Origin of the sequence: Slackia heliotrinireducens DSM 20476 (genome assembly GCF_000023885.1) — a bacterium.
GTDB classification, from domain to species: Bacteria; Actinomycetota; Coriobacteriia; order Coriobacteriales; family Eggerthellaceae; genus Slackia; species Slackia heliotrinireducens.
Genome location: NC_013165.1, coordinates 1,595,067 through 1,617,363, shown reverse-complemented (window position 1 = coordinate 1,617,363; position 22,297 = coordinate 1,595,067). Strand labels below are relative to the sequence as shown.

Here is a 22,297-nt window from a genome sequence, read left to right as displayed (position 1 = left end):
TCGCGGCGGCTAAGCCAAAGCTAAGCCAACCGCATCGGGTTTTTCGCGAAAAGTCTCTGCGTGCGGAGAGTTTTCGACGAGGTTGATGATTTTCGATTGTCCGCGTTGTGTCCGCTTCGAAGGCGTCCCGAAGAGGTTTCCAACAAGCTGCGCTGCCTTCTGGTCGTTCTCGGGGATGGCGTGCGCATACCAGTTCAAGGTGATTGCGCCGTTGGCGTGGCCCATGCGGTCCTGGACCGTCTTGAGGTCGGTTCCGTTTGCCAGGAGCAACGTGGCCTGACTGTGACGCAGTTCGTGAAAACGAAGCCCTTCGAAACCTGCGTCATCGCGGAAGGAACGCCACCAACGCTCGAAGTTCGCGAGGTTGACCCACTCGCCGCGTTCGCTGCAGCACACGGGCGTGGCGTCTCCGAGCTTGATTGCCAGCTTCGCGAGCTCTTCGCGCTGGCGCTTGCGCCACATCCTGAGGTGGGCTGCCGTGCTCTCGTCGATGCTTATGGTGCGCCTTCCGGCACCGGTCTTGGGATCTTTAATCTCGCCTTCTTTGGTGAGCGTTTGGGCTACGGTAATCGTGTTCTGCCGCAGGTTCACGTTCTTCCACGTGAGGCCGAAGACCTCGCCACGGTGGAGGCCGGTTGCCAACGCTATGCGCGTGCCGATGGTGAAGCCGAGGTTGGCCAGGCCGCGAATCGAGCTGCGGCCGAACTGGTTGCCCTTCTTCACCTGGCGCTCCTCCTTCTCGTCCATTTCCTGGATGATGCGCGCCTCCTCCAGGTCGAGCTTGTGCAGGAGCGTTGCGCCTTCTTCCTGGGTGAGGGACTTGCGGTCAGGCTTATCGACGCTGGGAGACTCGACCTTGTTGCACGGGTTGCGCAGGATGAGGTCGTAGTCGCACGCCTTCTCGAAGACCGACTTCAGGAGGATATGGAGCTTGTTGAGCGTGGTGTCCGACAGGCTCTTCTTCGCCTTGAGCTGAGCATAGGCGCGCTCGATCTCGGCGGCGGTCACCTTGTTGAGCTTCTTCTTGCCGATGTAGGGCTCGATGGTCTTGAGCCTTGCGTGGTAGTTCTTGATGGTGAACTCGCTGACCTTGCCAGTGGTCTGGCGCGCTTCGAGCCACGTCTCGATGAACTCCGAGACCGTTACCTTGCCGGCGTCGATTGCGAGACCCTCCTCGTGCTGACGGCGGATCTCATCGCGCTTCTTCTTAGCCTCTGCCTTGGTTCCGCGCACGGTGCACTGCACGCGTTGACGGTCGCCGCCTGCGCTGCCGAATGAGACGCTGATGCGCCAGCAGTTCGGAATGGGCTTACCATTCTTGTCTTTAGCCTGGTAGATGCTGCCATCTCCTCTATTATTTGCCATTTCTTATCACCTTCCTTTCCGGCAATACGCAACTTGAACAGGGAATATGTATCCATCACGCCCTATTGGGCGGGAGTGGCGTCGTCTTTCGAGGGCTTCTTCATAGAAGCCTTCTTCTTCGCTTGCTTCTGTTTGTATCCGGCAGATTCGCGATGCCGGCGCTGGGTGTTCTTGTTCTTGCACTTATCACAGCAGAACTTGCTGTCGGAATGGGCGCGCTTCGTCGCACGAGCGGTTTGCTTAACGATGAAAATTTCACCGCACTCAGCACATTGATGCGCGTCGCTCAGGTGGATGTTGAAGTCGCGGATTTGCAGGGCGACTGCGTTCATAAACGACGCTGACATCGCTCCTTCGCTATCGTGGATATCAAACAAATCGCAGTGGTATGTCGGGTTACCCGGTACACCGTCAAGTATGTATTGGAACCCAACCTTGGGATGATATACATGCAAGAGACCATTGAGCATTTCGTCGAGGTACAGGATCTCGTCAAAAAGACCGCTCCGATCGATCCCTAGCGCCTCGGCGAGCGGATCTTCTTCTTCGTATTGAGATGCCGCCTTGGCAAGCTTAACCATCTCGAAGACCAAGCCGATATTCTCTTTGACCTCGCCATACGACACGAGAAACTGCTTCGGCTCGAATGAAGACCAGTCGTCGCTTTCCGCGCAGGCACGCATTCTCTTGTATTCGGCTTCCCACAGCATCTTCGTGTTATAGCGGTTTTCCGTATACCATGCCCTCGGCGTAATCCAAGAACCTTCGATCCTGGCCATTGCGTCGATGCTCTCAACCGAGGGGCGGCCGTAGCTTTCAACGTTTACGAACCTGTTGTACTGCGCCATCTCGCTAATGTTGCCCGCCCAGCTATCGAATATCATTCCGTATTCGGTCATGAACTCGGCAACGGCTTCCGGGTCATCAACGTCGAGCTCTTTGAGTTGATGGTTGAATATCTCGGGAGGCAGGCTGTCGCGGTAGCTCTTTACATCAATCCCATGAGCCCAGGGCTTCCAAAAATGGTAGAACCCGATTACGTTTCCGTCGTCATCGCGCAGGAGCTCGACCTTGCCCGTCTTCCACAGAACGGGTTTGAAGTCGTTATAGATGTTCGCGACGCGCCGTAAAAGAACCTCTTCGGGTTCAACGTAATCGTTGAATTCCGGAAGCTCATTATTCTGTGTCTTGGATTCTTCCACCGTGTAACCTCAAACGTAATAAGTCGCGTGTAACCGTAAAACACCCTTGTATTAGGTTACGTATCACTCTACCATGGTATCTGTACAAGCGCAATGGCAAGTATGAGTCGAAAGGAAAAAAGATGCGCGAAATGACACCGACGGCGCTTTCGAAATATCGGGAAGCACGTGGTATGAACCGCTCGGATCTCGCCCGCGCAACCGGCATGCAGGCGGGAACCATCGCCTGGATCGAGACCGGAAGGTTTGTGCCGTATCCCTCCCAACTGCAGAAGATAGCCGACGCCCTCGACGTTGACGATCCCGAGTCGCTGCTCGCCGAGATTCACGAAATGCAGGCGACATCGTAATGAGCAACGTTTCTCGCATGGCATCTTCCGGGATGTTCGAGGAATACCCGGACCTCCTGACACCGAATCACCTCTCAGAGATCACCGGGATGACGGCCCATTACATTCGCAAGATGTGCCGCAACGGAGACCTGCCTGCCGTGCAGGTCGGCAAGGCTCGCTGGTATGTCCCGAAATGCCGTTTCATCGAGTATGTTATGGGCGGTGCAGATGAAAACTAGGGCGATGGAGCTGGCATCGAGCGGCCTGGCTGTATTTCCGTTGCACCCGAGGAGCAAAAGACCTCTTACCGAGCACGGTTTCAAAGATGCGAGCGTCGACCCTATGCATCTTCCGCGAACGCGGCATTACGGATTCGAGCTACCAGTCATCGTCTTCCGAGTCATAATCGTCATCCCAGGGATCGTCGCTGCGGCGTTTCTTCCGCTTCCGATTTCCGAATTCATCGTATTCGTCGTCATCGTCGTCCCATGGGTAGCTTTCGCGTTCAGCTTCACGAGTGGAGCGTTCCATTTCACTAGCGAACATCGCGCCCATGCCTCCCATGAATGCAGCTTCACCGAGGTCGAGCGAACCGTCGCGATCTAAGTCGAACATTCCGCCAAGGAATGGATGGTTGTTGAAGAAGTCATTGCTCATGGCGATTCCTTCCCTTCGTGAACCTGATACCTGCATGGTAGCTGACGGAAGGTGGCTAGGAGTACGGGGGATGGGACACATGCTGAGGACTTTTCTGCAACCATATCATCGGGGCATTCTATCGAGATGTTCACCGTGGAGTCATCGCAATGGCAGCTCGGCGGGATATAATTTGACGAGCGCGGTTTTCCGCGTTGTTAGGCGATTTGGTAGGAGTTCACATGGCTTCCGTAACGCATATCACGAGCAGGGCGCATCAGCCGCGTGGCGGTTACATCAACCTCGAGAGATTCGACGAGCACGCCTTCGAGGACGGGCTTCCCTTCCACGGGGAGTACAGCATCGTTCCGGGCACGCTGGGTACGACCGTGGATTACCTTTCGCGTGCGCTTCTCGGCTTCTCCGTGAAGAAGGCTTTCGAGATTGCCATCATGGGCGCTCACATCATTGGAGCCAAGGAGACCGGCTACGCCAACGACCTTGCGAACCAGCTTCAGGACGCCATCGACTCCGGAGAGCTTACCGATAACGACATCCGGAACGCCGTGAGGCTCGCACGATACGACGCAGCCTATCGGGCAGGTGCCAAGTCGCACAACCCGAACGAGGGCGCAGAGGTCGACGAGAAGACGGTTTCGGACATCCGCACGCTCGTGAGGCGTACCGTTTCCTTCTTCGAGGAGAACGGCCCTGTCGTCGATGCCGGGATTACGTTCGAGGGCGGCTACGGCGACGTGCTCGACTCCGGGGACGCCGACCTGCTGACGGAGGACACTCTCTGGGACCTGAAGACTTCCAAGGACAAGCCGAGCCCGGCTGACACGCTTCAGCTCGCCGTGTACTACCTGCTCTCGCTTCGCAGCTCGAAGGAAGAGTTCAAGCCGATTCGAAAGCTCGGCTTCTACAACCCGCGCTTGAACAAGTCGTGGACGATAGACGTGCTGGACCTCGATGAGGATGTTCTCGACCAGATCCAGACCGACATCCTCGGTTTCGAAAAGCACAAGGCTCAGCGCGTTAACTGGAGCAAGGAGCCGAGCCAGACGATCTACTACGTCATCGACTGGATTCGCGACACGGCGGAATCGGAATCGGACAAGGGAACGAAGTTCGAACGCGCGAGCCGCTACTACCTGAAGAACGACCCGCTGTATTCGGCGCGTTTCACCGACGTCTGGATGTGGAAGGACGCTCCCACGAACAACGGCCACGACATCGGCATCGATTTGGTCGCCCAGGACGCCGAGGACGGCAGCTACTGGGCCATCCAGTGCAAGTGCTACGACGAGGAGTCGACGCTCGACTACAAGACGGTCTCCACGTTCTTCGGAGCGCAGGGCAACAACGACACGTACGCGCACAACATGCTGATCTCGACGACGGAGAACCTGACGCCGAACCTCGACAAGGTTCTGACCGACTGGAGCACCGTGCGGCTATTCCCTAGCGAGATGGACCAGGCCGAGATTGACTGGCAGCCGTTCATCGAGGGCAAGGAAATTGCCGAACGCAGTGTTTACGACCCACTACCGCATCAAGAGCGCGCCATCGAAGACTGCATCCGAGGATTCAGTATTAGCGACCGTGGCAAACTCATTATGGCCTGTGGAACGGGCAAGACGTTGACGAGCCTTAGGCTAACTGAAAAGCTCGTCGGCAAAGGTGGATTCATATTGTTCCTAGCGCCTTCCATTTCACTTGTCGGGCAATCGATGCGTGCATGGATTAATCAATCGAAATTGCCCATGAGGGTTGCCGTTGTCTGCTCAGACGAGAAGGCGTCATCTGTGGAGGGCGATACTTGGGATACATCCCTCAAGGATTTACCATATCCAGCTACGACGAACCCTGATTTGCTCTTTGCGCAGATGAACAGGAAGATTGCGTCCGATGGATTGACGGTTGTCTTTAGCACCTATCAGTCGATACAGGTTGTATCGGATGCGCAAGCAATGGGATTGCCAGAATTCGATCTCGTCATTTGCGACGAAGCGCACAGAACAACGGGAGCCAAAGAAGCCTCAGCTGCTAAAGAAGATATTAGTCAGTATGTAAAAGTGCACGACAACAGCATCATCATTGCGAAGAAGCGTTTGTATATGACGGCTACGCCACGAATCTATGGCGACAACATCAAGAAAGTCGCCAAAGCAGATGATTATGTTGTTGCATCAATGGATGACGAAACGGTATACGGCCCTGAGTTCCATAGGTTGACGTTTGGCCAAGCCGTTGATGAGCAATTGCTCACTGATTACAAAGTTATCGCGCTCACCGTCAGCGAGAGCATGGTCGACGCCGTATATCAAATGGCAATGGCTGGTGACACTGGCTTTGAGATTCCAGATGCAGCCAAGATTATAGGGTGCTGGAAAGGACTGCTAGACCAGGGTAGAAAAGAAGGAGGAACTCGCCTGAAGAATGCGGTTGCATTCTGTTCGACTATTCGCGAAAGCCAACGAATCGAGAAATTCTTTACGCGGACAGTCGCCTCATACATAAATTATGAACGGGAAGAGAAAGGCGTAGATCTTCCTGAATTCTATTGCGACATCCAGCATGTTGACGGGTCCATGAATGCGAAGGACCGCAAAGACAAGCTAGCTTGGTTGGCGGATGTCGACGAAGAACGGTGTCGAATTCTATCTAACGCTCGATGCCTAGCTGAAGGTATCGATGTCCCGAATCTTGATGCCGTATTATTCCTCCAGCCGAAGAAAAGCCAAATCGACATCATCCAAGCCGTTGGTCGCGTTATGCGCAAGTTCGAGGGCAAGGAATACGGCTATATCATTCTGCCCATAGTTGTTCCAGCGGGCATGACTGCCGTCGAGGCACTCGATGAAAGCGAGCCATATGCTGTTGTATGGCAGGTCCTGAAGGCGCTGCGAAGCCACGATGAACGTCTGGATGCAACTATCAATGCCCTGCCTTACGACAAGGACGGTACTGGCAAAGACGTTGTCGATATCATCGACCTGGCACAACAGATTGCCGAAGAAGAGGCAAAAGCGAAACACGAGCAGCTGAAGATTTACTTCAGCGAACAAGAACTTCAGGAAGCCGTGAACGCAATGATCGTCCGCAAATGCGGGACGAAAGTCTATTGGGAAGAATGGGCAAAGGATATCGCCCAGATTGCGAAACGTCACATTTCGCGCATTGAGGAACTTGTGAGCATTGGCGGTATTGCGCGAGAGCCGTTTGAAAGATTCTTGAAAGGGCTTCGTGATTCGCTAAATGACGGCATTACCGAACCGGAAGCCGTCGACATGCTCGCGCAGCATATCATCACGCTTCCTGTATTCGAAGCATTATTCCGAGGCGCACAGTTTGCGGACAGCAATCCGGTATCAATCGCAATGGAAAAGATGATCGACGCCCTGCGTGAATACACGCTCGAGACGGAAGACGAGAAAAGAGAACTTGCCGAACTATACCGCAGCGTGGAAATCAGAGCAGAATCAATCCACACCGACTCAGGCAGACAGAGGATCATCAAAGAATTGTACGAAAAGTTCTTCAGCCAGGCATTCACCAAGACGAGCGAAAAGATGGGAATCGTCTACACTCCCAACCAAATCGTCGATTTCATATTGCGATCAACGAATGCGCTTCTCCATCACGAGTTCGGTCAAACATTCGCTGACGAAGGCGTGCATATTCTCGACCCGTTTACCGGAACGGGAACGTTTATTGTAAATCTGCTTAACGACGACGCCCTCATGCCGAGCGACAAGATTGAATACAAATACGCTAACGAACTGCACTGCAATGAGATTATGCTCTTGGCTTATTACATTGCGACGATCAACATCGAGCACGCCTACCATTCACGTATCGAGGGAGATTACATTCCCTTCCCTGGAGCAGTGTTGACCGACACCTTCCAAATGACCGAAGAGGGAGACCCTCTCGATCTCGAGGTTTTTACCCAGAATTCTAAACGCGTTGTAGAGCAAAACAGACTGCCGGTTCGAGTCATAATCGGCAATCCGCCTTATTCAATCGGGCAGAAGAACGCTAACGACAACAACCAAAACATGAAGTACAAAACGCTTGACGGAAGGATATCTGACACTTACGCGAAACAGTCCGAAGCAGGACTGGTCAAGAGTCTTTACGACCCATATATCAGGGCGTTCAGATGGTCGGGTGATCGTATAGGCGACAGAGGCATAATCTGCTTTGTGACCAACTCAGGATGGCTCGATACGCGTAGCATGGATGGATTCAGAAAAGCGATGGAGGCCGAATACTCAACTGTTTATATCTACAATTTGCGCGGGAATCAGAAGAGCGTTAACTGGAAAGCTGAAGGCGGGAAAGTATTCGGCAGCGGCTCTCAAGCTGGAATTGCTATTACAATGCTCGTCAAAAACCCTGACCATAAAGGACCTGCTGTCATCAAATACCACGAAGTGGCTGACGGTATGAGTGCAGAGGAAAAGCTCGAAGAGCTTTCTATCGCAACGTTTAATCCAGACGACGAAGGATTTTGGACTGTCATCAAGCCCAATGAGCTTGGCGATTGGATTAATCAACGCGACATTTCTTATGCAAGCTTCATTCCAATATATTCGGATGACGGACGAGGTTTGTTTAGCCGTATTACGAATGGGGTGGTTACGAATCGCGACGCCTGGGCATACAACTATTCCAAAGAAAAAGTCGCAGCCAATATGGCTAGGCTCATAGAGGCTTACAACGATGAAACGGATAGATATCACAAGGCCGGAGCTCCGAGTGATATTCGCTCATTTGTCGATAGCGATCCCGCCCATATCAAGTGGACTCGTGGATTGCTGGGCAAAGCAAAACGCGGTAACAGACTACGCTTCAACAAGAAACACATTGTGTCATCAGAGTATCGACCCTTTTCAAAAAGATGGCTTTACTATTCACGAGACTTAAACGAAGTGCCCGGGCAACAAGACACATATTTCGGAATGACGAGAAAACGGAACCTTGCAATCGGATTCAATTCTCCTGGCTCAACAGAAAGCTTCGCATTCATTGTTGACAGAGTCGCGAATTCCTCTTTTGGCGGCAGCGAAGGAAGCCAGTGGGTTCCGCTTAAATGGTTTGAGAAACAAGAACCTTTAGGTGGGCTTTTTGGTAATGATGAAGGTGGAATTATTGAGCACGACGGAATAACTGATTGGGCTCTCGAGAAGTTTAGGGCCGCCTACGGCGACATTACGATAAGCAAGGATGACATCTTCTACTACGTATATGGAATTCTAAACTCACCAGAATACAAAGAACGATTTGGCAATGATCTTAAAAAACAAATACCGAGAATACCGCTATCAAAGCATTTCAAAGCTTTCTCTTCGGCTGGACGAAAGCTTGTAGAGCTTCACACTGGCTACGAAAAAATTGAACCATACCCGCTGAAAACGAACGTTCCTATTGTCTCCGGGAACAGCGAAGTGCGCCAAATGAAATTTGGAAAGCGCGCTGGCGAGAAAGACATGACGCGCATCGTAGTGAATGACAAGGTCGTAATAAGCGACATACCTCTTAAGGCATACGAATACCGCATTAAGGGCAGAAGTGCGATTGAGTGGATTGTTAAAGAATACGCCGTACAAAGCGATGTGAAAGGCAAATCGGGAATCGAGAACAATCCGAACGATTACTCAGATGACCCTATGTACATCATCGATCTCTTGAAAAAGGTTGTAAGGGTGTCGATGGAGACGCTTGAGACACTAAGCACCCTGCCGCCCATCGACGAGATGGAAGAAGCTGATAAGTAATCACTTTGCACCTGACATCAAGAAATACGACCAATTGGAAGATGCATGAATCGAGTCAACAACGAAAACACCGGTAGCATGAATGGAGAACCAAGCCTTATCCAAGAGCTCGGGATCGATCCACGCATTCTCGATGACAAGAAGGAACACACCACAAAGAAAATCGAATACGTCCGCAGCTATGTTGAAAAGTGGCTTTACGTATGGGTGAACAATCCCGACATCAAGACCATCACCTTCATTGACGCAATGACCAATGCCGGAATCTATCTTGACGGTGAGCTGGGTACCGCCACGGAAGTTTGTAAACTGTTCATCGAATTCGCCAAGCAACATCGCGATATCAAATTTTGCCTGTTCATAAACGATTGCGATGAAGCACGCGTTAAGGCATGCCTTGATGTATGCGATTATCTAGCAACTGACGATTGCCCGAACGTCCACCTCATCTACGCAAGCATGGACGTAAACGACTTCCTTGAGGATGCAGCGACTTCCGGAAAGATACCGCGAGGTTATGGGAACGCGGTTCTCTTATTCGTCGATCCCTACAACGCGAGAACCGTTCATCTCGATGCAATGGTGCAATTCATCAAGGCGCATTATTGTGAGGTGCTTTTCAATTGGTTCTCGAGTGACCTTAACAGGAACAAGAACGATCAAGCAATTTATGACTGCTTTGATGGCTTGGTAGTACCCGAAGGTGGCAATGCAACAAAGGCTGTTGCTGATGCTCTGAGGGTCGGCGACATTCGCTACGTGTTCAGCTATCCGTTCCGCATCGTATCCAACGTGGAGCTCTACCAGATTATTTTCCTGACGCCAAGCGATAAAGGGCTTGAGAAGCTCAAAGATGCGCTCTGGGATGTCTTCAAAGGCGCGGAGAACCATCGCAACAAAGGGAAGCTCCGAGTACAACAATCGCTTTTCGATTTCGATGAGTTCGAAGATGTACGAGCTGACCTCTACGCGCCTGACGCGCAAGAATTGCTCTTTGAAGAGTTCCAGGGACAAGAGCATGTTAAATACGATACGATATCGGCTTTCCTTCTTGAGCGTACGATGCTGCGCAAAGCGCACTTCAACAGGCATGTACTGCAGCCTCTAATAGACGAAGGAAAGCTGGTCAAAGAGACCAAGGTCAGACGAAATGCGTACAGCACAACAACGTATGCGTTCCTCTTACCTTAGGGAAAGGCACTTTGCGAGCTGTATTTATAATTGACAAGCAACAACGACGAAACTGATATAGGCTGGATGGATCAAGGACTAGGACATATCACGCGTAAAACCATGCTCTACCAAACAAAGGTTGAGTACGGCGATTGGGCAATGAACCACGTACAGGGATGCACTCACGGCTGCCTATATCCGTGTTATGCATTCATGATGGCGCGGCGTTTCGGGCGCGTGAAGACTTACGAAGACTGGCTACGCCCTTCAATTGTCGACAATACTATCGATTTGCTCAAGAAGGAATTACCGAAACACAAGGACGAGATCAAACAGGTTCAGCTCTGCTTCACCACCGATCCGTTCATGATGGGATACCCAGATGTTGAGCAAATGAGCGTCGAGGCAATCAAGCTTATCAATAGCTATGGCATACCTTGCGTCGTGCTTACCAAAGGCGTGCTTCCCAAATCACTTACTGAGCTGCCAAAGATTAATCAGTACGGCATCACTCTCGTTTCGCTGTCTGAGATATTCCGTAAAGATATGGAACCAGGAGCAGCGTGCATCGAAGATAGGCTTGAATCGTTGAAGGCGCTTGGCGAAGCCGGTTGCAAGACCTGGATAAGCATGGAGCCATATCCAACGCCCAACATATGCGAACAAGATCTCGACATCATCCTCGAAAGGGTCTCCTTCGTTGACCGAATTGTTTTTGGCCGCGTGCATTACGACAAGCGTGCGAACGAATACGCAGACGCCAAGGCGTTCTACAACGAATCGGCGCGAAAGGTAATCGAGTTCTGCGCTAGTCATGGTATCGATTACCACATCAAGAACGGCACGGCGGACTAGCTGACCTCATTCCACTTTGCGACATGACAGTACTCTTGCCTTGTAACTAACTGGGCAGATGGACTTGTGCAGTCTGCAAGTTGAAAGGCAAAACACTCATGAAAGAGAAAGACCATGACTCGGAAGAGACGCAGGGTGCGCAGCGGGAAGACGGGACGCAAGAACCGCAAGCGCAGCCGGTAGCATCCGGCGTGGACGCATCTGCTTATGAGGCGCAGATCGTCGAACGTGACGGGCGCATCAAGGAGCTTGAGGCGCAAGTCGCAGAGGCTGCGAAGACTGCGGAGGCGACCGAGGCGCTGAAATCCCAAATTGAGGAACTGAAAGCTCAGGGCGAATCCGACCGCATCGAATTCGAGCTGCGGCTTGCAGGCGTGCGCAACGTGAAGGCTGCACGCGCCATCCTCGATGAACACGATGGTGACGTTGCTGCGCTCAAGGAAGCGGAGCCATGGCTGTTCGCCGATGCGACACATAAGCAGAGCGGCAAGACGGGGCTTCCCAATGCAGGCACGAGTGCCGACGAGGGCAAGACCGTGAAACGCTGGCGGAAGCTCGCCGGCTTGGATGATTCCGGCGACGAATAGGAGGGCTGACGAATGTCCAACTCTATTGCATACACTCAGAACTACACCTCGATCCTTGACGCCGTTTACCAACGTGCATCCGTATCGGGCGTACTGACCAGCGGGCGGCGCATGGTTCGAGCCGGCCGCAATGCCAAGGAGATCATGATTCCGAAAATCGAGGTCTCAGGGCTGGGCGATTACACCCGCAACGTCGGCTACAAGACGGGCAGCATTAACTACGCCTTCGAGACGAAGACCTTCAACTACGACCGTGGAATCCGCTTGATGGCCGATGTCATGGACGTAGAGGAGGCCGGCGTTTTGGACTGGTTCGTCGAGGCTGGAGCGGAGCTGCAACGCACCCAGGTGGCACCGGAGGCCGACGCCTTCACCTTCGCGAAAATCGCAGGGCACGCTGGTGTCACAAGCGAAAGCGAGAGCTACGCATCCGCAACAGCTGAGACGCTTCTTGAGCGGCTCCGCGAGGTGACAAGCGACATGGACGAGGACCAGGTATCCATGGGAAGCCGTATCCTGTTCATCACACCGACTCTTAAGGGCATGCTCGACGACTTCTCGCTTGCAAACCCGAACCGCTCCAACCGCGTACTGGAACGCTTCAGCCGTGTCGTTGAGGTGCCGCAGGTGCGCTTCTATACGGCGATCGATTTGCTATCCGGCGGGGACGACGGCTTCGGCTACCAGAAGCGTGCAGCGGTCTACGAGCTCACCGAGGACACTGAGGTCGACTCCTCCAAGACGTACTACACGCGTTCTGGCAGCGGCACTTCCGCGAGCCCATACGTGTACACCGAAGTCGCGAGTCCTACGAAAGCGAATCTCGGCACCTACTACGAAATGACGACTACGCCTGGCTGCGACATCAACTTCATGGTCGTGGAAAAATCGGCGGTCATCAAGTTCGACAAGCACGTAGCCTCGCGAGTGTTCTCGCCCGACGAGCTGGAGTCGCTCGACTCTTACATGATGAAGTACCGCAAATACGGCATCGTGGAGCTTTTCGACAACAAGCTCGACGGCATTTACGTGAGCGCGAGCACGTCCTAATGGCGGCTTCGGTCACATACCAGTTTTACTCTGAAGTATACGGGGGCGGTCTTTCTGAGGCCGCCTTCGGCGATTCAATCGGACTTGCCGAATCGCACGTGAGATGGCTGTGCTCGGGAAAACGCGTACGAAATTACTGCGCCGCCTACAAACGGGCAGTTTGTGCCGCATGCGATGCGTTTACGGAATTCGGAAGCGGCGAGACCAACGGGTTCAAGCTCGGCGACTTCGAGGTCAGACGCTATGCCGTCGACGATGCGGCTACTGGCGAGGACATGGCGACGAGAGCCGCTCTGCGCGAACTGGCGGATACGGGCATGGCTTTCTGCGGGGTGAGGTAATGGGCGCACTGTCGGCCATACCGAGGCGGTTCTTGCCGGATTCCATGCTGGTTCGCACGCCCGATTCGTTTGGCGACTTAGACGATGCCGTGGAGATATCGCACGTGCGTTTCGTGCGGAAGCAGTCTGTTTGTGATGACGGGCATCGTTCGGCCGATGCGGGTACCGGGAAGGTGTACCTGGATGCGGTGAACAGCACGGGAGCGTTTGAGGTTCCCGCTGGGTCGCGAGTCGAGATTAGAGGGCATTCGTATCTGGTTGCCGAATGCAAGCGGTGCGAAGGCTTTGGCGGCAAGGTGCACCATTGGGAGCTGGTGGTGAGATGAACGTAGCCGACCAAATAAAGAATATGCTTCTGAGCAGCGGATTCTCAAACGTATTCTCAACAATTCCCAGCGCCTTGGAATGCGCCGAGCCCATCGTCGTGTCCCAGGGCGAATTTTCGCGTGAGGCGCGGCTGCCTGAAGAGGAACGCGGAACGCTGCCCGTGACAGTGTTGGTTGTGCGCGATGTCGCAGCCGATGCCGAAGCGATGGCTGTCTCTTGCGAGAAGACTGTGCATGGGGCGGAATGGGAGCCCTTCGCTGAAGCCTGGCCATGGCGCATCGTGGGCATCGATACGACTGCACCGGCATTCAAGGAGCGCGACGGTTCTGGGCGTTTTGTCTGGGCGTTCGAAGCGGCTTGCACGGTGGTGAGGGCGCTATGAGCGATAAGGACGGCAAGGAGAAGGATGAGCGCAAGGACAATACGCGCATCGTCGGCAAGGATGCCAGAACCGCCATAGTAGCTGTCGACGCCTATTCCCTGGCTTCCCAGAGAAGGGCCATCGCTTACGGACGTGCGAGGGGCAACGTATGAGGTCGATCGTCTACAACGGGGTTGATCTTTCCAGCATCTGCTCGGCTGAAGTCGTCGAGAAGGTTGCGCAGCCAGTCGTGTCTGACGCGCTTGCGGTTCCTGGCCGCGCTGGTGCGATGATTGTTTCGGGGCACGTGCCGCCGAGGATGGTTCGCGTTCGATTGTTCTTGGATGCCGGGTTCAAACCCGATGTGAATGGCCTGGCGGATGCCCGGCACAAGTTGTACGCCGCGCTCTGCCATCCCGACGGCGGCACGTTGGTGTTGCCTGACGAGCCGGAGCTCTTCTATCACGATGCCGTGTGCACCGATGCGGGAGCATGGTCTTCGCTGTTTGAGGACGGGCACGGCGGAGTTGCGTTCACGCTGTACGACCCTGTCGCTTATGGAATGGAGCGTAACGAGCACTCGGCGAGTTTTGGGGTCGGCGGAAGCTGGCCGACGTGGCCGGTGTTCGAGCTTTCGGCGTCTGCGGGAGCTGCCGTGCAGGTTTGTTATGGCGGCAAGCTTCTCCGCATCGAGCATGCGTTTCTCGGAGGCGAGGTTATTGCCATCGATTGCGAGAGGGAGTCCGTTGCTATCAACGGGGTTGACGCACGTGCGGACGTGACGCTCTCGAGCGATTTCTTCGCTTTGTCGCCTGGGTTTTGTGACCTATTGGTCACAGGTTGCACGAGCTTCGAGGTGACGTTTCGGGAGAGGTGGCTGTGATGGCCGGCGCGATTCCCACACTCTTCTGGTTCGACCGGTTCGATGACCGCATCGGCATCCTGCCCGTTATCGGCGAGCTGGTACATACCGAGGAGCTCAACGGCGAGGATATCTTGGAGTTCCAGACGTACGAAGTTCCCGCAAAGGCGATCGGCTGCTATGGCAAGACGGAGCGACTTGGCACGAGCACGTCGTGGTGCGCACTGACGAGCCGCTAGAGGAGCTGTGCTCGGTGTATGCGGAATCGTCGCTCTGCGAGCTGCTGGACGATTTCATCGAGGAGGAACACCTTGTATCGCGGACGGCCGTTCAGGCGCTGGGCTACGCATTGGCTCCCACGAGGTGGGCGGTCGCGAGTTGCAACGTGACCGGCACAGCAGGATGCGTGCTGTACCACGTGAACGCGCTTTGGGCGCTGCGGCGCGTTGCGGAGGTATGGGGCGGCGAGGTGACACCGGTCATTTCGGTTTCGGGCGGGCGTGTTACTTCGCGTTCGGTACGGCTCGATGCGCAGCGAGGATCATGGCATGGCCTTCGCTTCACGTATGGCAAGAACATTGCAGGATGCACGCGCACGGTGCTCGAGCAGGACGTGTACACGGCTCTTTACGGCTTCGGTGCCGGACTGCCGCTCACTGACGAGGACGGGCGCTACACGGGCGGTTATCGCAAGAAGCTGACCTTCGGATCCGTGAACGGCGGCGTCAATTGGGTCGGCGACGAGGATGCGCTACTGGCCTGGGGACGCTGGAATGCAGATAGGACGGCCAAGGTCCATTCGTTTGGGCAGGTGACGTTCTCGGATTGCGAGGACCCTGCGAAGCTGCTGGCGCTTACGAGGAAGGCGCTCCGCGAAGCTGTGCAGCCCAAGGTGAGCTACGAGATCGACGTCGCTGCGCTGGATGGCGGGGACTGCGAGCTCGGTGATGAGGTTGCTGTTATCGATTCCTCCCGCACTCCCGAATGGCGGCTGAAGGCGCGGGTGGTTAGGCGGATGCGCACGTTCGGGGATGGCGTGCTTGCCCGTGTGACCATCGGCACGGTGCAGCCCGTCGACTATGCGAAGACCGCCTCCCTGGCCGCAGATGTGGCTGCGCTTCAGAACGACGTTGCTGGCATCGACGGCAACCTGAGCGTTGCGACGAGCACGGTCTACGTGCAGGAAACGGTGACCGAGGCCATCGACGAGCTGGACGATTTGAGCGGAGTTGATTTCTGATGCTTGATAACTACGGATTGCACGAACTCGTCTGGAATGTGGCCGACCAGACAATCAGCGACATACTGGTTGCCTCGCCTATGGACGCCGAGGGGCGCGGGATCGCGCTCTCCGTCCGTTAAGCCGGAGCTGCGGCGAACCTGACCGGCGCTACGGCATATCTCGTCTGGACGCATAGGCAGAACGGCAAACGTGGGACTACCGAGTTCGATGCGGTCGATGCTTCTGTCGGCACGTTCAAGGTGTTCTACCCGGCAGCGATGTGCGAGGCTGCTGGTGTCGTGGATGCGAGCATCATGTTGTCGCTGGGCGATGACCGCTACTTTTCCACGCGCAACTTCAACATCCGAGTCGAGAAGGTTTTGATTGATGGTTTGGAACCCGAGGATGGGTTCACGCTGTTTGTGCAGGCCATTGCAGCATACGAGAATGCAGCGGACATCAGCACGGAAGCCGCTGAGGCAGCCAATGAGGCGGCAGAGGCGGCAAACCAAGCCGTTAGCGACTTGCAGGATGCCGCCCAGCGCGGGGATTTCGATGGAGCCGATGGCGCTGACGGGTTCAGCCCGACTGCCACTGTGACGCAGACCGCCGATGGCGTGACCATTACCATCACCGACAAGAACGGCACTACGACGGCCGATGTCTCTAAAGGCGCAAAGGGAGACAAGGGCGATACCGGCGAGCAGGGTCCGAAAGGCGACAAGGGTGACACCGGAGATCGTGGACCTCAGGGAATTCAGGGTGAGACCGGACCCAAGGGAGATAAGGGCGATACAGGGGCTACCGGTGCTCAGGGACCTAAAGGCGAAACCGGAGAAACGGGCGCAACTGGTGCTACAGGACCAAAGGGGCCAAAGGGTGATACGGGCGCACAGGGGCCGCAGGGCATCCAGGGTGAAACAGGTCCCAAGGGCGAAACCGGTGCGACTGGAGCAGCCGGCAGCGACGGCGTGAGCTGCACGCATTCGTGGAATGGAACCGTGCTTTCCGTCACGAGCGCATCGGGCACGAGCTCCGCCGACCTTGTTGGGCCGCAGGGGCCAACCGGCGCTACAGGAGCTACGGGTCCCGCTGGCGCTGACGGCACGACATTCACTCCGCAGAACCCGCTTTCGCTTTCGAACGGCGAACTATCCGTCGATTTATCTGCAAACACGGATACCCAGCATTTAGCGCCGACGTTCTGGCAGAAGTGGACTTATCCGCGCCACCCGGACAGCGAGGGCCGCTACTGGGTCTCGCTCGGGCAGGACACGAGTCAGGGATACCGCTCATACGACATGATCTTCAACGGGCAATATCGCGAGCTCGACGTGATAACGATGGTGTCGAAGAACAGCGGGTACGCGAGCGCGATCCTGCAGCGCGTGGCCGAGTTCGGTTTGATGCGCAAGTTCGAGACGACCACCGACTTCGACGTAGACCCGGGCGATACGGAGGCGGTGACGATTCCTGCCGGTGACTTCTACTCGGTGCCCGCCGACTGCGTCTTCCTGAACACCACGACAGGCAACTTGATGATTAACACCGCCGAAGCGGCTCCCGCCAGCAGAATCGCCGCGACCTCTCTTACCGTGACGGGGCTTTGCAACATATACGACGTGGCTGCTGCATTCACGGCATCGTCGCCGCTTTCGCTCTCCAACGGCGTGCTCTCGATTGACCTCTCCGGTTATGCCGCGCTTACGGGTGCCACATTCACTGGGGCCGTTTCGGGTATCACACCGACCGCTGATGCGAACTTCGCCACGAAGAAGTACGTGGACGACGCCATTGCCGCACTTGACGACCTCTCGAACGAAAGCTTCTGATCATGGCCGTTGGAACGATAGCGACATCGATACTCACCGACATCGCCAACGCGATACGCTTCCAGGCTGGCGTTGCCACGCTGTACAAGCCCGGGCAGATGGCGGCTGCCATCACCGCCCTCGACGGGACGAACGCTGGCAACTACCAGGCGCAGCAGTATAAGCAACTTCAGAGCGGCGTGCTCTCCGATTCGGTATTTGAGGATATCGCTGATGCGATACGCGGGCAGAACGGGCTATCAACTCAGTACCGGCCAGGAGACATGGCGGCAGCGATACTGGCGTTGAACTGGGACGTGGGCCTGAAGCCCCGCGCGGTGCTGACCTCGCTTGGCACGTTGGAGTTCAACTACGTGGACGGACGGCACTGCTACTCGGGCGGCGTGCCGGTGGACGCATGGGAGATCAACCCCGCTGGCTACTCCTCGGCGTCTGCGAGGCCCTACGACTCAATCAAGCTGCAGGTGAAGAAGGTCGTGATCCACTCCTCCTGGACGCAGGTGGGCATGACCAACGCGAGCTACCTGTTCAACTCGTTCCAGAGCATGACCGAGGTCTCGGGCTTCGAGAACCTCTCCGGCATCACGAGCGCGGTCCAGATGTTCACGAGCTGCCCTGCGCTGGAGACGATCTTCGCCACGTCGTTCAGCAACGTGGGGCTTTCCGGGTCGCTCATGTTCAACGGGTGCAATCGCCTGGTCGGCGGCACCGACGGCTTTGTGCCGTCCAGCACGAGCGGTGCGAGCGTGTGCAAGCTCGGAAGCGGCGGCGTGCTTACCGACCCGAACAACGACGGGCGGCACTGGTTCTACGCTCACTACTACGACGACGGCGAGGGCGTACTCACGGCATCGGCCACTCCAGACAGTAACCGCACGCTAGTCGCATCTGGGCGCATCTGCGCGGAAGCGAAGTACGTGGGGCTCGGCTTCACGCCCTGGGACGGCGTCACCGGGCCGACGCACCGGCAGCAACTCACGAGCGCGACGTTCGCGGCGGACATGGCGGGATTCACGTACCTGAACTTCCAGTACCTGTTCTACAGCTGCACGAACCTAGCGAGCGTATCGGGACTGAGCAACCTCTCTGGAGTACGCTCGATGCGGTTCATGTTTGCCTCGTGCGCGGTTACCACGCTGGACTTCCGGGGCTTCGACCCGTCGACGCTGACGGACCTGTACTACGCGTTCTCCAGCTGCTCCTCGCTTGCCACTATCTACGCCGACTCCACGTGGGCGCTGCCTTTGAGCGGCATCAGCGGGTCACAGTGCTTCTATGCATGTTCCACGTCGCTTGTTGGCGGCAACGGGACGGTGTGGTCTAGCTCGAATACTAGCTATACGTACATGCGCATTGACGCGGCTGGGACGCCAGGATATATAACCTCTCTGTAAAAGCATCCATCTCAAGCAGAAACCAACTTGACCTCGCAATCATTTATAATTGAAACCATCATTTGACGTGGATGGCATTTGAATGGTTGGGTTGCGAGATGTCCGAGGATATAGTTAACGTACGCTGCGGCATTGCAGACAAATCTCACGAAAACGAGTTCTTCCGCTACTTCGCGAGAGCGGTTAAGGCTTTCTTTGAAAAGAAGGGTATCGACGCTCTTCTGATCGGCATGCCAAAATGCCTTGTAAACCAAGACCTTCAAATTGATGCGCTTCTTATCACAGACAGCAAGATGATAATCATCGATTTCAAGGACTACTCTGGCGAACTAACCCTTCCCGATGAGCAAGATTTCAGAAGAGGTCGATGGGAGACGTCGGCGGGAATCCAGGTAAAGGGCGGAAGCAGCCCTAATCCCTTCTATCAAACGGGCTTGCAAAGAGAACGCCTGGCAAGAATCCTTGAAACCTTCTGTCGTAATCTGAGCAAGTTCAATCCCCGGCACATTACCACCATGGTGTGTTTCCAGGGGGAGATGGATGTATTCGGCGTGATACCAGGGCAATATAGGCCATGCTTCTTTATAGCCGACAGAGGTAATTACCTCGAAAAGCTATACGACATCGTTTCAGTTGGCGACGAACCCGCTGGCCTGCTCGGCAGCAAATTCCTCGATTACTTCAATGATCGGGTTTTCAAGTCTGAAGAATACGACCTGACGATTACTCCCGAATCGCTCGGGGTGCTACCTAAGCCGATTGTCCCTGAAGGAAAATCGTCCATCGACGAAACAATCAAAGACAGGGTGGCTGAGTTCTTCGTGAGCGACATCCCCGTCCTTGCAATTACTGGAACCGTCGGATCTGGGAAGGCGGCCATTTCTTCCGAGATTAGAGAGGCGGCATTAGACGCCGGTTTTTCGTCGGCGAGAGTATTCGCCCTGTCGAATAGGGTCAAACACAACCTGCTCGGAAGCATCGATGAGGTCGAGAGCCTTTATTCGGCGATATTCGATTTCTCGTCGACGAAAGTCGCCGAGGATGGTAGCAAGTTCATTCCCCTTGCAGAACTCGAAGAACCAAGGGCTTTTGACGACTTGGATGGCGCAATGCCCGCTGACGATAAGCCTGCGAAGACAGCCTTCATCATCTACGAGAGCCAGATGGTTACAGACTCAATGCGCGTGGGCGAAGCCATTCAATTTGGATCCGGGAAGCTTCTCAGCGACCTTCTCGAACATCTTGGAATCGGCGAGGACAAGCTCGCAGGCAACAAAGTCGTGTTCGTCGGCGACAAGTTCCAGCTCGGTTTTGGCTCATGGAGCGAATCGTGTCTCAACCCTGAGTACTATCGTGGCCGAATCAGCATGACATCGATAGAATTGCCGGACACTCAAACTCCAACGGGAATCCAGCAAGTCTGCCTTGATATAGCAAACGCAATCAGGATCGGACGCCTTTCCCATCTCGTGTTAACCGCCAATGATCAGCTCGCCATTTGCGGACAGAACGACGAAGCTAAGCTCTTGAGGGAAGCTGAGAGCGACTGGCGCTCACACAAGGTTCTCTCGTACACCAACAGCCAGTCATGCGGTCTTAATGGATACATCAAGAGGCGAATCAGGCAAAACGGCCCTCGCTGTTCAATTGGAGACATAATCATCTTCGAGAACGAGGTTCTAGCTTACCCTTCGTCGTCGAGCGCCTCTTCCGAGGAAGGGTCTGTCTTCCAATTCGGATCGCCTGAACCAACGAGAATTCCCAACGGCACATTTGGAACCATCGTCGGACTTGGAAACGAGACATCAATTGATGTGGACATCAATGGTAGCGATGCTCCGATTAGGCTTACGCTGGTCGAGGCTGATGTACGGTTAAACGTTGACGGCTTCGACGAAACGCTCGAGATACGCTTCATCAAGGAACTCCTCGAATCGGAAGACTCAAAGCTGAGCACGATGGAGGACATTGCCCTGCGAATACATGTAGAAAAGCTCTTCAGAGAGGCTTTGGCGAGGAATCCTTTCGAAAAGAGCAGCTACTACAAAGAGATGATCGATAATGGCGACTTCGTCGAAACCAAAGAGGGCGTCTACCGGGACCCGAAAGACAAGAGGAGGCGAACCTCGTATGAGGAGAAGCACCGCCGAGAGGTTCAGAAGAAGAGCCTGACACGGGGAACGGAATACTATCTGTGGTCCAATGCGGCGCAAGTCAAATACGGATGGTGCATGACCGTCCATAAGGCTATGTCGTACAAATGGAACACCGTGACCTTCTCAACCAGGATAGATGGAGGAAGGCGCAACGAAAACTATTTCCGCTTCCTTTACACCGGAATCAGTCGTGCCGAGGAACATGTCAACCTTGTCCGTTGGGAGCCCGTGTCGCCGTTTGAGAAGACGGAATTTGGCACGAGCGGCCAAGGTGCTCCTTCGGCGTGCAACGATGTGATCTTCCGAGCAACCGGAGACGATATTGCCTCGGAGATACTTGCGGCCGTGGGAACCCTTGAACCGGATGGGTTCAAGGTGTCTTCGAGCAAGCTGGCACAATACCAGGTGATTTGCGAAATCGAAAAAGACACGACTACAGCTAAAGTTATCTTCTACTACAACAAGAAAGGTGAGGTCACAAGACTGACTCTGTCCACGGGCGACAAGGAATTGTTCGCCGATTTCAGGGCTGCATTCGGAAACGGCCAGGACGACCAAAGCCAAGCTAGTACCACCCCGATGAAATGGTTGTATGACCACCTGAATGAAGGCGCACTTGCTGATTCGGTGCTCGAAATCGAGGAGTCATCAAACTATCTGGACATCCTGAAGGCATGCCAAGACAGCGAGAGCGTCATCATCCGCGCAAACTATAGAAAAGACCAGACGGTGAGCAATTTCAAATACCTGTCTGGAAGCATGACCCTGTACGAACACATCGTCTCTGCGATAAAGACGTATTACGCACTCGACTAG

20 protein-coding genes and 1 pseudogene are annotated in these 22,297 nt (G+C 54.8%); 18 read left to right on the top strand and 3 right to left on the bottom strand.

The features are described from left to right. Positions 1-9: 9 nt before the first annotated feature. Together SHEL_RS06925 and SHEL_RS06920 are read right to left on the bottom strand one after the other, a co-directional pair. Positions 10-1,365, bottom strand: a complete 1,356-nt coding sequence (locus SHEL_RS06925; protein WP_012798538.1) for a tyrosine-type recombinase/integrase — start codon at positions 1,363-1,365, stop codon at positions 10-12. A gap of 62 nt (positions 1,366-1,427) precedes the next feature. After that, the gene (locus tag SHEL_RS06920) at positions 1,428-2,567 is read right to left on the bottom strand and encodes a hypothetical protein (RefSeq protein ID WP_012798537.1); all 1,140 of its coding nucleotides are present in this window, start codon (positions 2,565-2,567) and stop codon (positions 1,428-1,430) included. A gap of 122 nt (positions 2,568-2,689) precedes the next feature. On the opposite strand from SHEL_RS06920, the gene SHEL_RS06915 reads away from it, so the two are divergent. The 3 genes and pseudogenes from SHEL_RS06915 to SHEL_RS15840 all read left to right on the top strand — a co-directional run. Continuing rightward, on the top strand, positions 2,690-2,917 hold the full coding sequence (locus SHEL_RS06915) for a helix-turn-helix domain-containing protein (RefSeq protein ID WP_012798536.1): 228 nt from the start codon (positions 2,690-2,692) through the stop codon (positions 2,915-2,917). Next, a complete protein-coding gene (locus SHEL_RS06910) occupies positions 2,917-3,138 on the top strand; it encodes a helix-turn-helix domain-containing protein (RefSeq protein ID WP_012798535.1) in 222 nt (73 codons plus the stop codon). The genes SHEL_RS06915 and SHEL_RS06910 overlap by 1 nt, the downstream gene beginning before the upstream one ends. Next, a pseudogene (locus tag SHEL_RS15840) lies at positions 3,083-3,238 on the top strand (bifunctional DNA primase/polymerase); the annotation flags it as partial. The gene SHEL_RS06910 and the pseudogene SHEL_RS15840, both read left to right, overlap by 56 nt. A gap of 39 nt (positions 3,239-3,277) precedes the next feature. Here SHEL_RS15840 and SHEL_RS15630 read toward each other — a convergent pair. Further along, on the bottom strand, positions 3,278-3,556 hold the full coding sequence (locus SHEL_RS15630) for a hypothetical protein (protein ID WP_012798534.1): 279 nt from the start codon (positions 3,554-3,556) through the stop codon (positions 3,278-3,280). A gap of 221 nt (positions 3,557-3,777) precedes the next feature. On the opposite strand from SHEL_RS15630, the gene SHEL_RS06900 reads away from it, so the two are divergent. The 15 genes from SHEL_RS06900 (at position 3,778) to SHEL_RS06840 (ending at position 22,297) form a co-directional block, all read left to right on the top strand. Then, complete coding sequence (locus SHEL_RS06900) at positions 3,778-9,321, top strand: DEAD/DEAH box helicase (RefSeq protein WP_012798533.1); 5,544 nt, start codon at positions 3,778-3,780, stop codon at positions 9,319-9,321. A 45-nt stretch (positions 9,322-9,366) separates the two neighbouring features. Continuing rightward, positions 9,367-10,512, top strand: coding sequence for a three-Cys-motif partner protein TcmP (tcmP, locus tag SHEL_RS06895; RefSeq protein ID WP_012798532.1), 1,146 nt, complete (start codon positions 9,367-9,369; stop codon positions 10,510-10,512). Between the two features lie 30 nt (positions 10,513-10,542). After that, positions 10,543-11,349: a radical SAM protein gene (locus SHEL_RS06890; RefSeq protein WP_197720376.1), complete on the top strand. Its 807-nt coding sequence runs from the start codon at positions 10,543-10,545 to the stop codon at positions 11,347-11,349. A gap of 98 nt (positions 11,350-11,447) precedes the next feature. Next, entirely contained in the window at positions 11,448-11,936 is a 489-nt protein-coding gene (locus SHEL_RS06885; protein WP_012798530.1) for a hypothetical protein, read from the top strand. A 12-nt stretch (positions 11,937-11,948) separates the two neighbouring features. Then, the gene (locus tag SHEL_RS06880) at positions 11,949-12,986 is read left to right on the top strand and encodes a hypothetical protein (RefSeq protein WP_012798529.1); all 1,038 of its coding nucleotides are present in this window, start codon (positions 11,949-11,951) and stop codon (positions 12,984-12,986) included. Next, positions 12,986-13,327, top strand: coding sequence for a head-tail connector protein (locus SHEL_RS06875; RefSeq protein WP_012798528.1), 342 nt, complete (start codon positions 12,986-12,988; stop codon positions 13,325-13,327). Before SHEL_RS06880 ends, SHEL_RS06875 begins: the two co-directional genes overlap by 1 nt. Next, entirely contained in the window at positions 13,327-13,653 is a 327-nt protein-coding gene (locus tag SHEL_RS06870; protein WP_012798527.1) for a putative minor capsid protein, read from the top strand. Before SHEL_RS06875 ends, SHEL_RS06870 begins: the two co-directional genes overlap by 1 nt. Continuing rightward, a complete protein-coding gene (locus tag SHEL_RS06865) occupies positions 13,632-14,036 on the top strand; it encodes a hypothetical protein (protein WP_126513768.1) in 405 nt (134 codons plus the stop codon). Before SHEL_RS06870 ends, SHEL_RS06865 begins: the two co-directional genes overlap by 22 nt. After that, on the top strand, positions 14,033-14,188 hold the full coding sequence (locus tag SHEL_RS15255) for a hypothetical protein (RefSeq protein ID WP_012798525.1): 156 nt from the start codon (positions 14,033-14,035) through the stop codon (positions 14,186-14,188). Before SHEL_RS06865 ends, SHEL_RS15255 begins: the two co-directional genes overlap by 4 nt. Beyond that, positions 14,185-14,898: a distal tail protein Dit gene (locus SHEL_RS06860; RefSeq protein ID WP_012798524.1), complete on the top strand. Its 714-nt coding sequence runs from the start codon at positions 14,185-14,187 to the stop codon at positions 14,896-14,898. Before SHEL_RS15255 ends, SHEL_RS06860 begins: the two co-directional genes overlap by 4 nt. Next, a complete protein-coding gene (locus SHEL_RS15455) occupies positions 14,898-15,116 on the top strand; it encodes a hypothetical protein (protein ID WP_012798523.1) in 219 nt (72 codons plus the stop codon). Before SHEL_RS06860 ends, SHEL_RS15455 begins: the two co-directional genes overlap by 1 nt. Then, positions 15,092-16,117: a phage tail spike protein gene (locus SHEL_RS06855; protein ID WP_012798522.1), complete on the top strand. Its 1,026-nt coding sequence runs from the start codon at positions 15,092-15,094 to the stop codon at positions 16,115-16,117. Before SHEL_RS15455 ends, SHEL_RS06855 begins: the two co-directional genes overlap by 25 nt. Before the next feature lie 140 nt (positions 16,118-16,257). Continuing rightward, entirely contained in the window at positions 16,258-17,931 is a 1,674-nt protein-coding gene (locus tag SHEL_RS15625; protein ID WP_232001648.1) for a BppU family phage baseplate upper protein, read from the top strand. Between the two features lie 2 nt (positions 17,932-17,933). Next, positions 17,934-19,325 (top strand): leucine-rich repeat protein, encoded by a 1,392-nt coding sequence (locus tag SHEL_RS06845; RefSeq protein ID WP_012798519.1) that lies wholly within the window; start codon positions 17,934-17,936, stop codon positions 19,323-19,325. Positions 19,326-19,423: 98 nt separating this feature from the next. Continuing rightward, on the top strand, positions 19,424-22,297 hold the full coding sequence (locus tag SHEL_RS06840; RefSeq protein WP_012798518.1) for an NERD domain-containing protein: 2,874 nt from the start codon (positions 19,424-19,426) through the stop codon (positions 22,295-22,297).

Excerpts from the sequence above, each read along its gene's own strand:
- SHEL_RS06925 (WP_012798538.1), bottom strand. The coding sequence starts at position 1,365 with ATGGCAAATAATAGAGGAGATGGCAGCATCTACCAGGCTAAAGACAAG.
- SHEL_RS06915 (WP_012798536.1), top strand. The coding sequence starts at position 2,690 with ATGCGCGAAATGACACCGACGGCGCTTTCGAAATATCGGGAAGCACGT.
- SHEL_RS06910 (WP_012798535.1), top strand. The coding sequence starts at position 2,917 with ATGAGCAACGTTTCTCGCATGGCATCTTCCGGGATGTTCGAGGAATAC.
- SHEL_RS15630 (WP_012798534.1), bottom strand. The coding sequence starts at position 3,556 with ATGAGCAATGACTTCTTCAACAACCATCCATTCCTTGGCGGAATGTTC.
- SHEL_RS06900 (WP_012798533.1), top strand. The coding sequence starts at position 3,778 with ATGGCTTCCGTAACGCATATCACGAGCAGGGCGCATCAGCCGCGTGGC.
- tcmP (WP_012798532.1), top strand. The coding sequence starts at position 9,367 with ATGAATCGAGTCAACAACGAAAACACCGGTAGCATGAATGGAGAACCA.
- SHEL_RS06885 (WP_012798530.1), top strand. The coding sequence starts at position 11,448 with ATGAAAGAGAAAGACCATGACTCGGAAGAGACGCAGGGTGCGCAGCGG.
- SHEL_RS06880 (WP_012798529.1), top strand. The coding sequence starts at position 11,949 with ATGTCCAACTCTATTGCATACACTCAGAACTACACCTCGATCCTTGAC.
- SHEL_RS06875 (WP_012798528.1), top strand. The coding sequence starts at position 12,986 with ATGGCGGCTTCGGTCACATACCAGTTTTACTCTGAAGTATACGGGGGC.
- SHEL_RS06870 (WP_012798527.1), top strand. The coding sequence starts at position 13,327 with ATGGGCGCACTGTCGGCCATACCGAGGCGGTTCTTGCCGGATTCCATG.
- SHEL_RS15255 (WP_012798525.1), top strand. The coding sequence starts at position 14,033 with ATGAGCGATAAGGACGGCAAGGAGAAGGATGAGCGCAAGGACAATACG.
- SHEL_RS06860 (WP_012798524.1), top strand. The coding sequence starts at position 14,185 with ATGAGGTCGATCGTCTACAACGGGGTTGATCTTTCCAGCATCTGCTCG.
- SHEL_RS15455 (WP_012798523.1), top strand. The coding sequence starts at position 14,898 with ATGGCCGGCGCGATTCCCACACTCTTCTGGTTCGACCGGTTCGATGAC.
- SHEL_RS06845 (WP_012798519.1), top strand. The coding sequence starts at position 17,934 with ATGGCCGTTGGAACGATAGCGACATCGATACTCACCGACATCGCCAAC.
- SHEL_RS06840 (WP_012798518.1), top strand. The coding sequence starts at position 19,424 with ATGTCCGAGGATATAGTTAACGTACGCTGCGGCATTGCAGACAAATCT.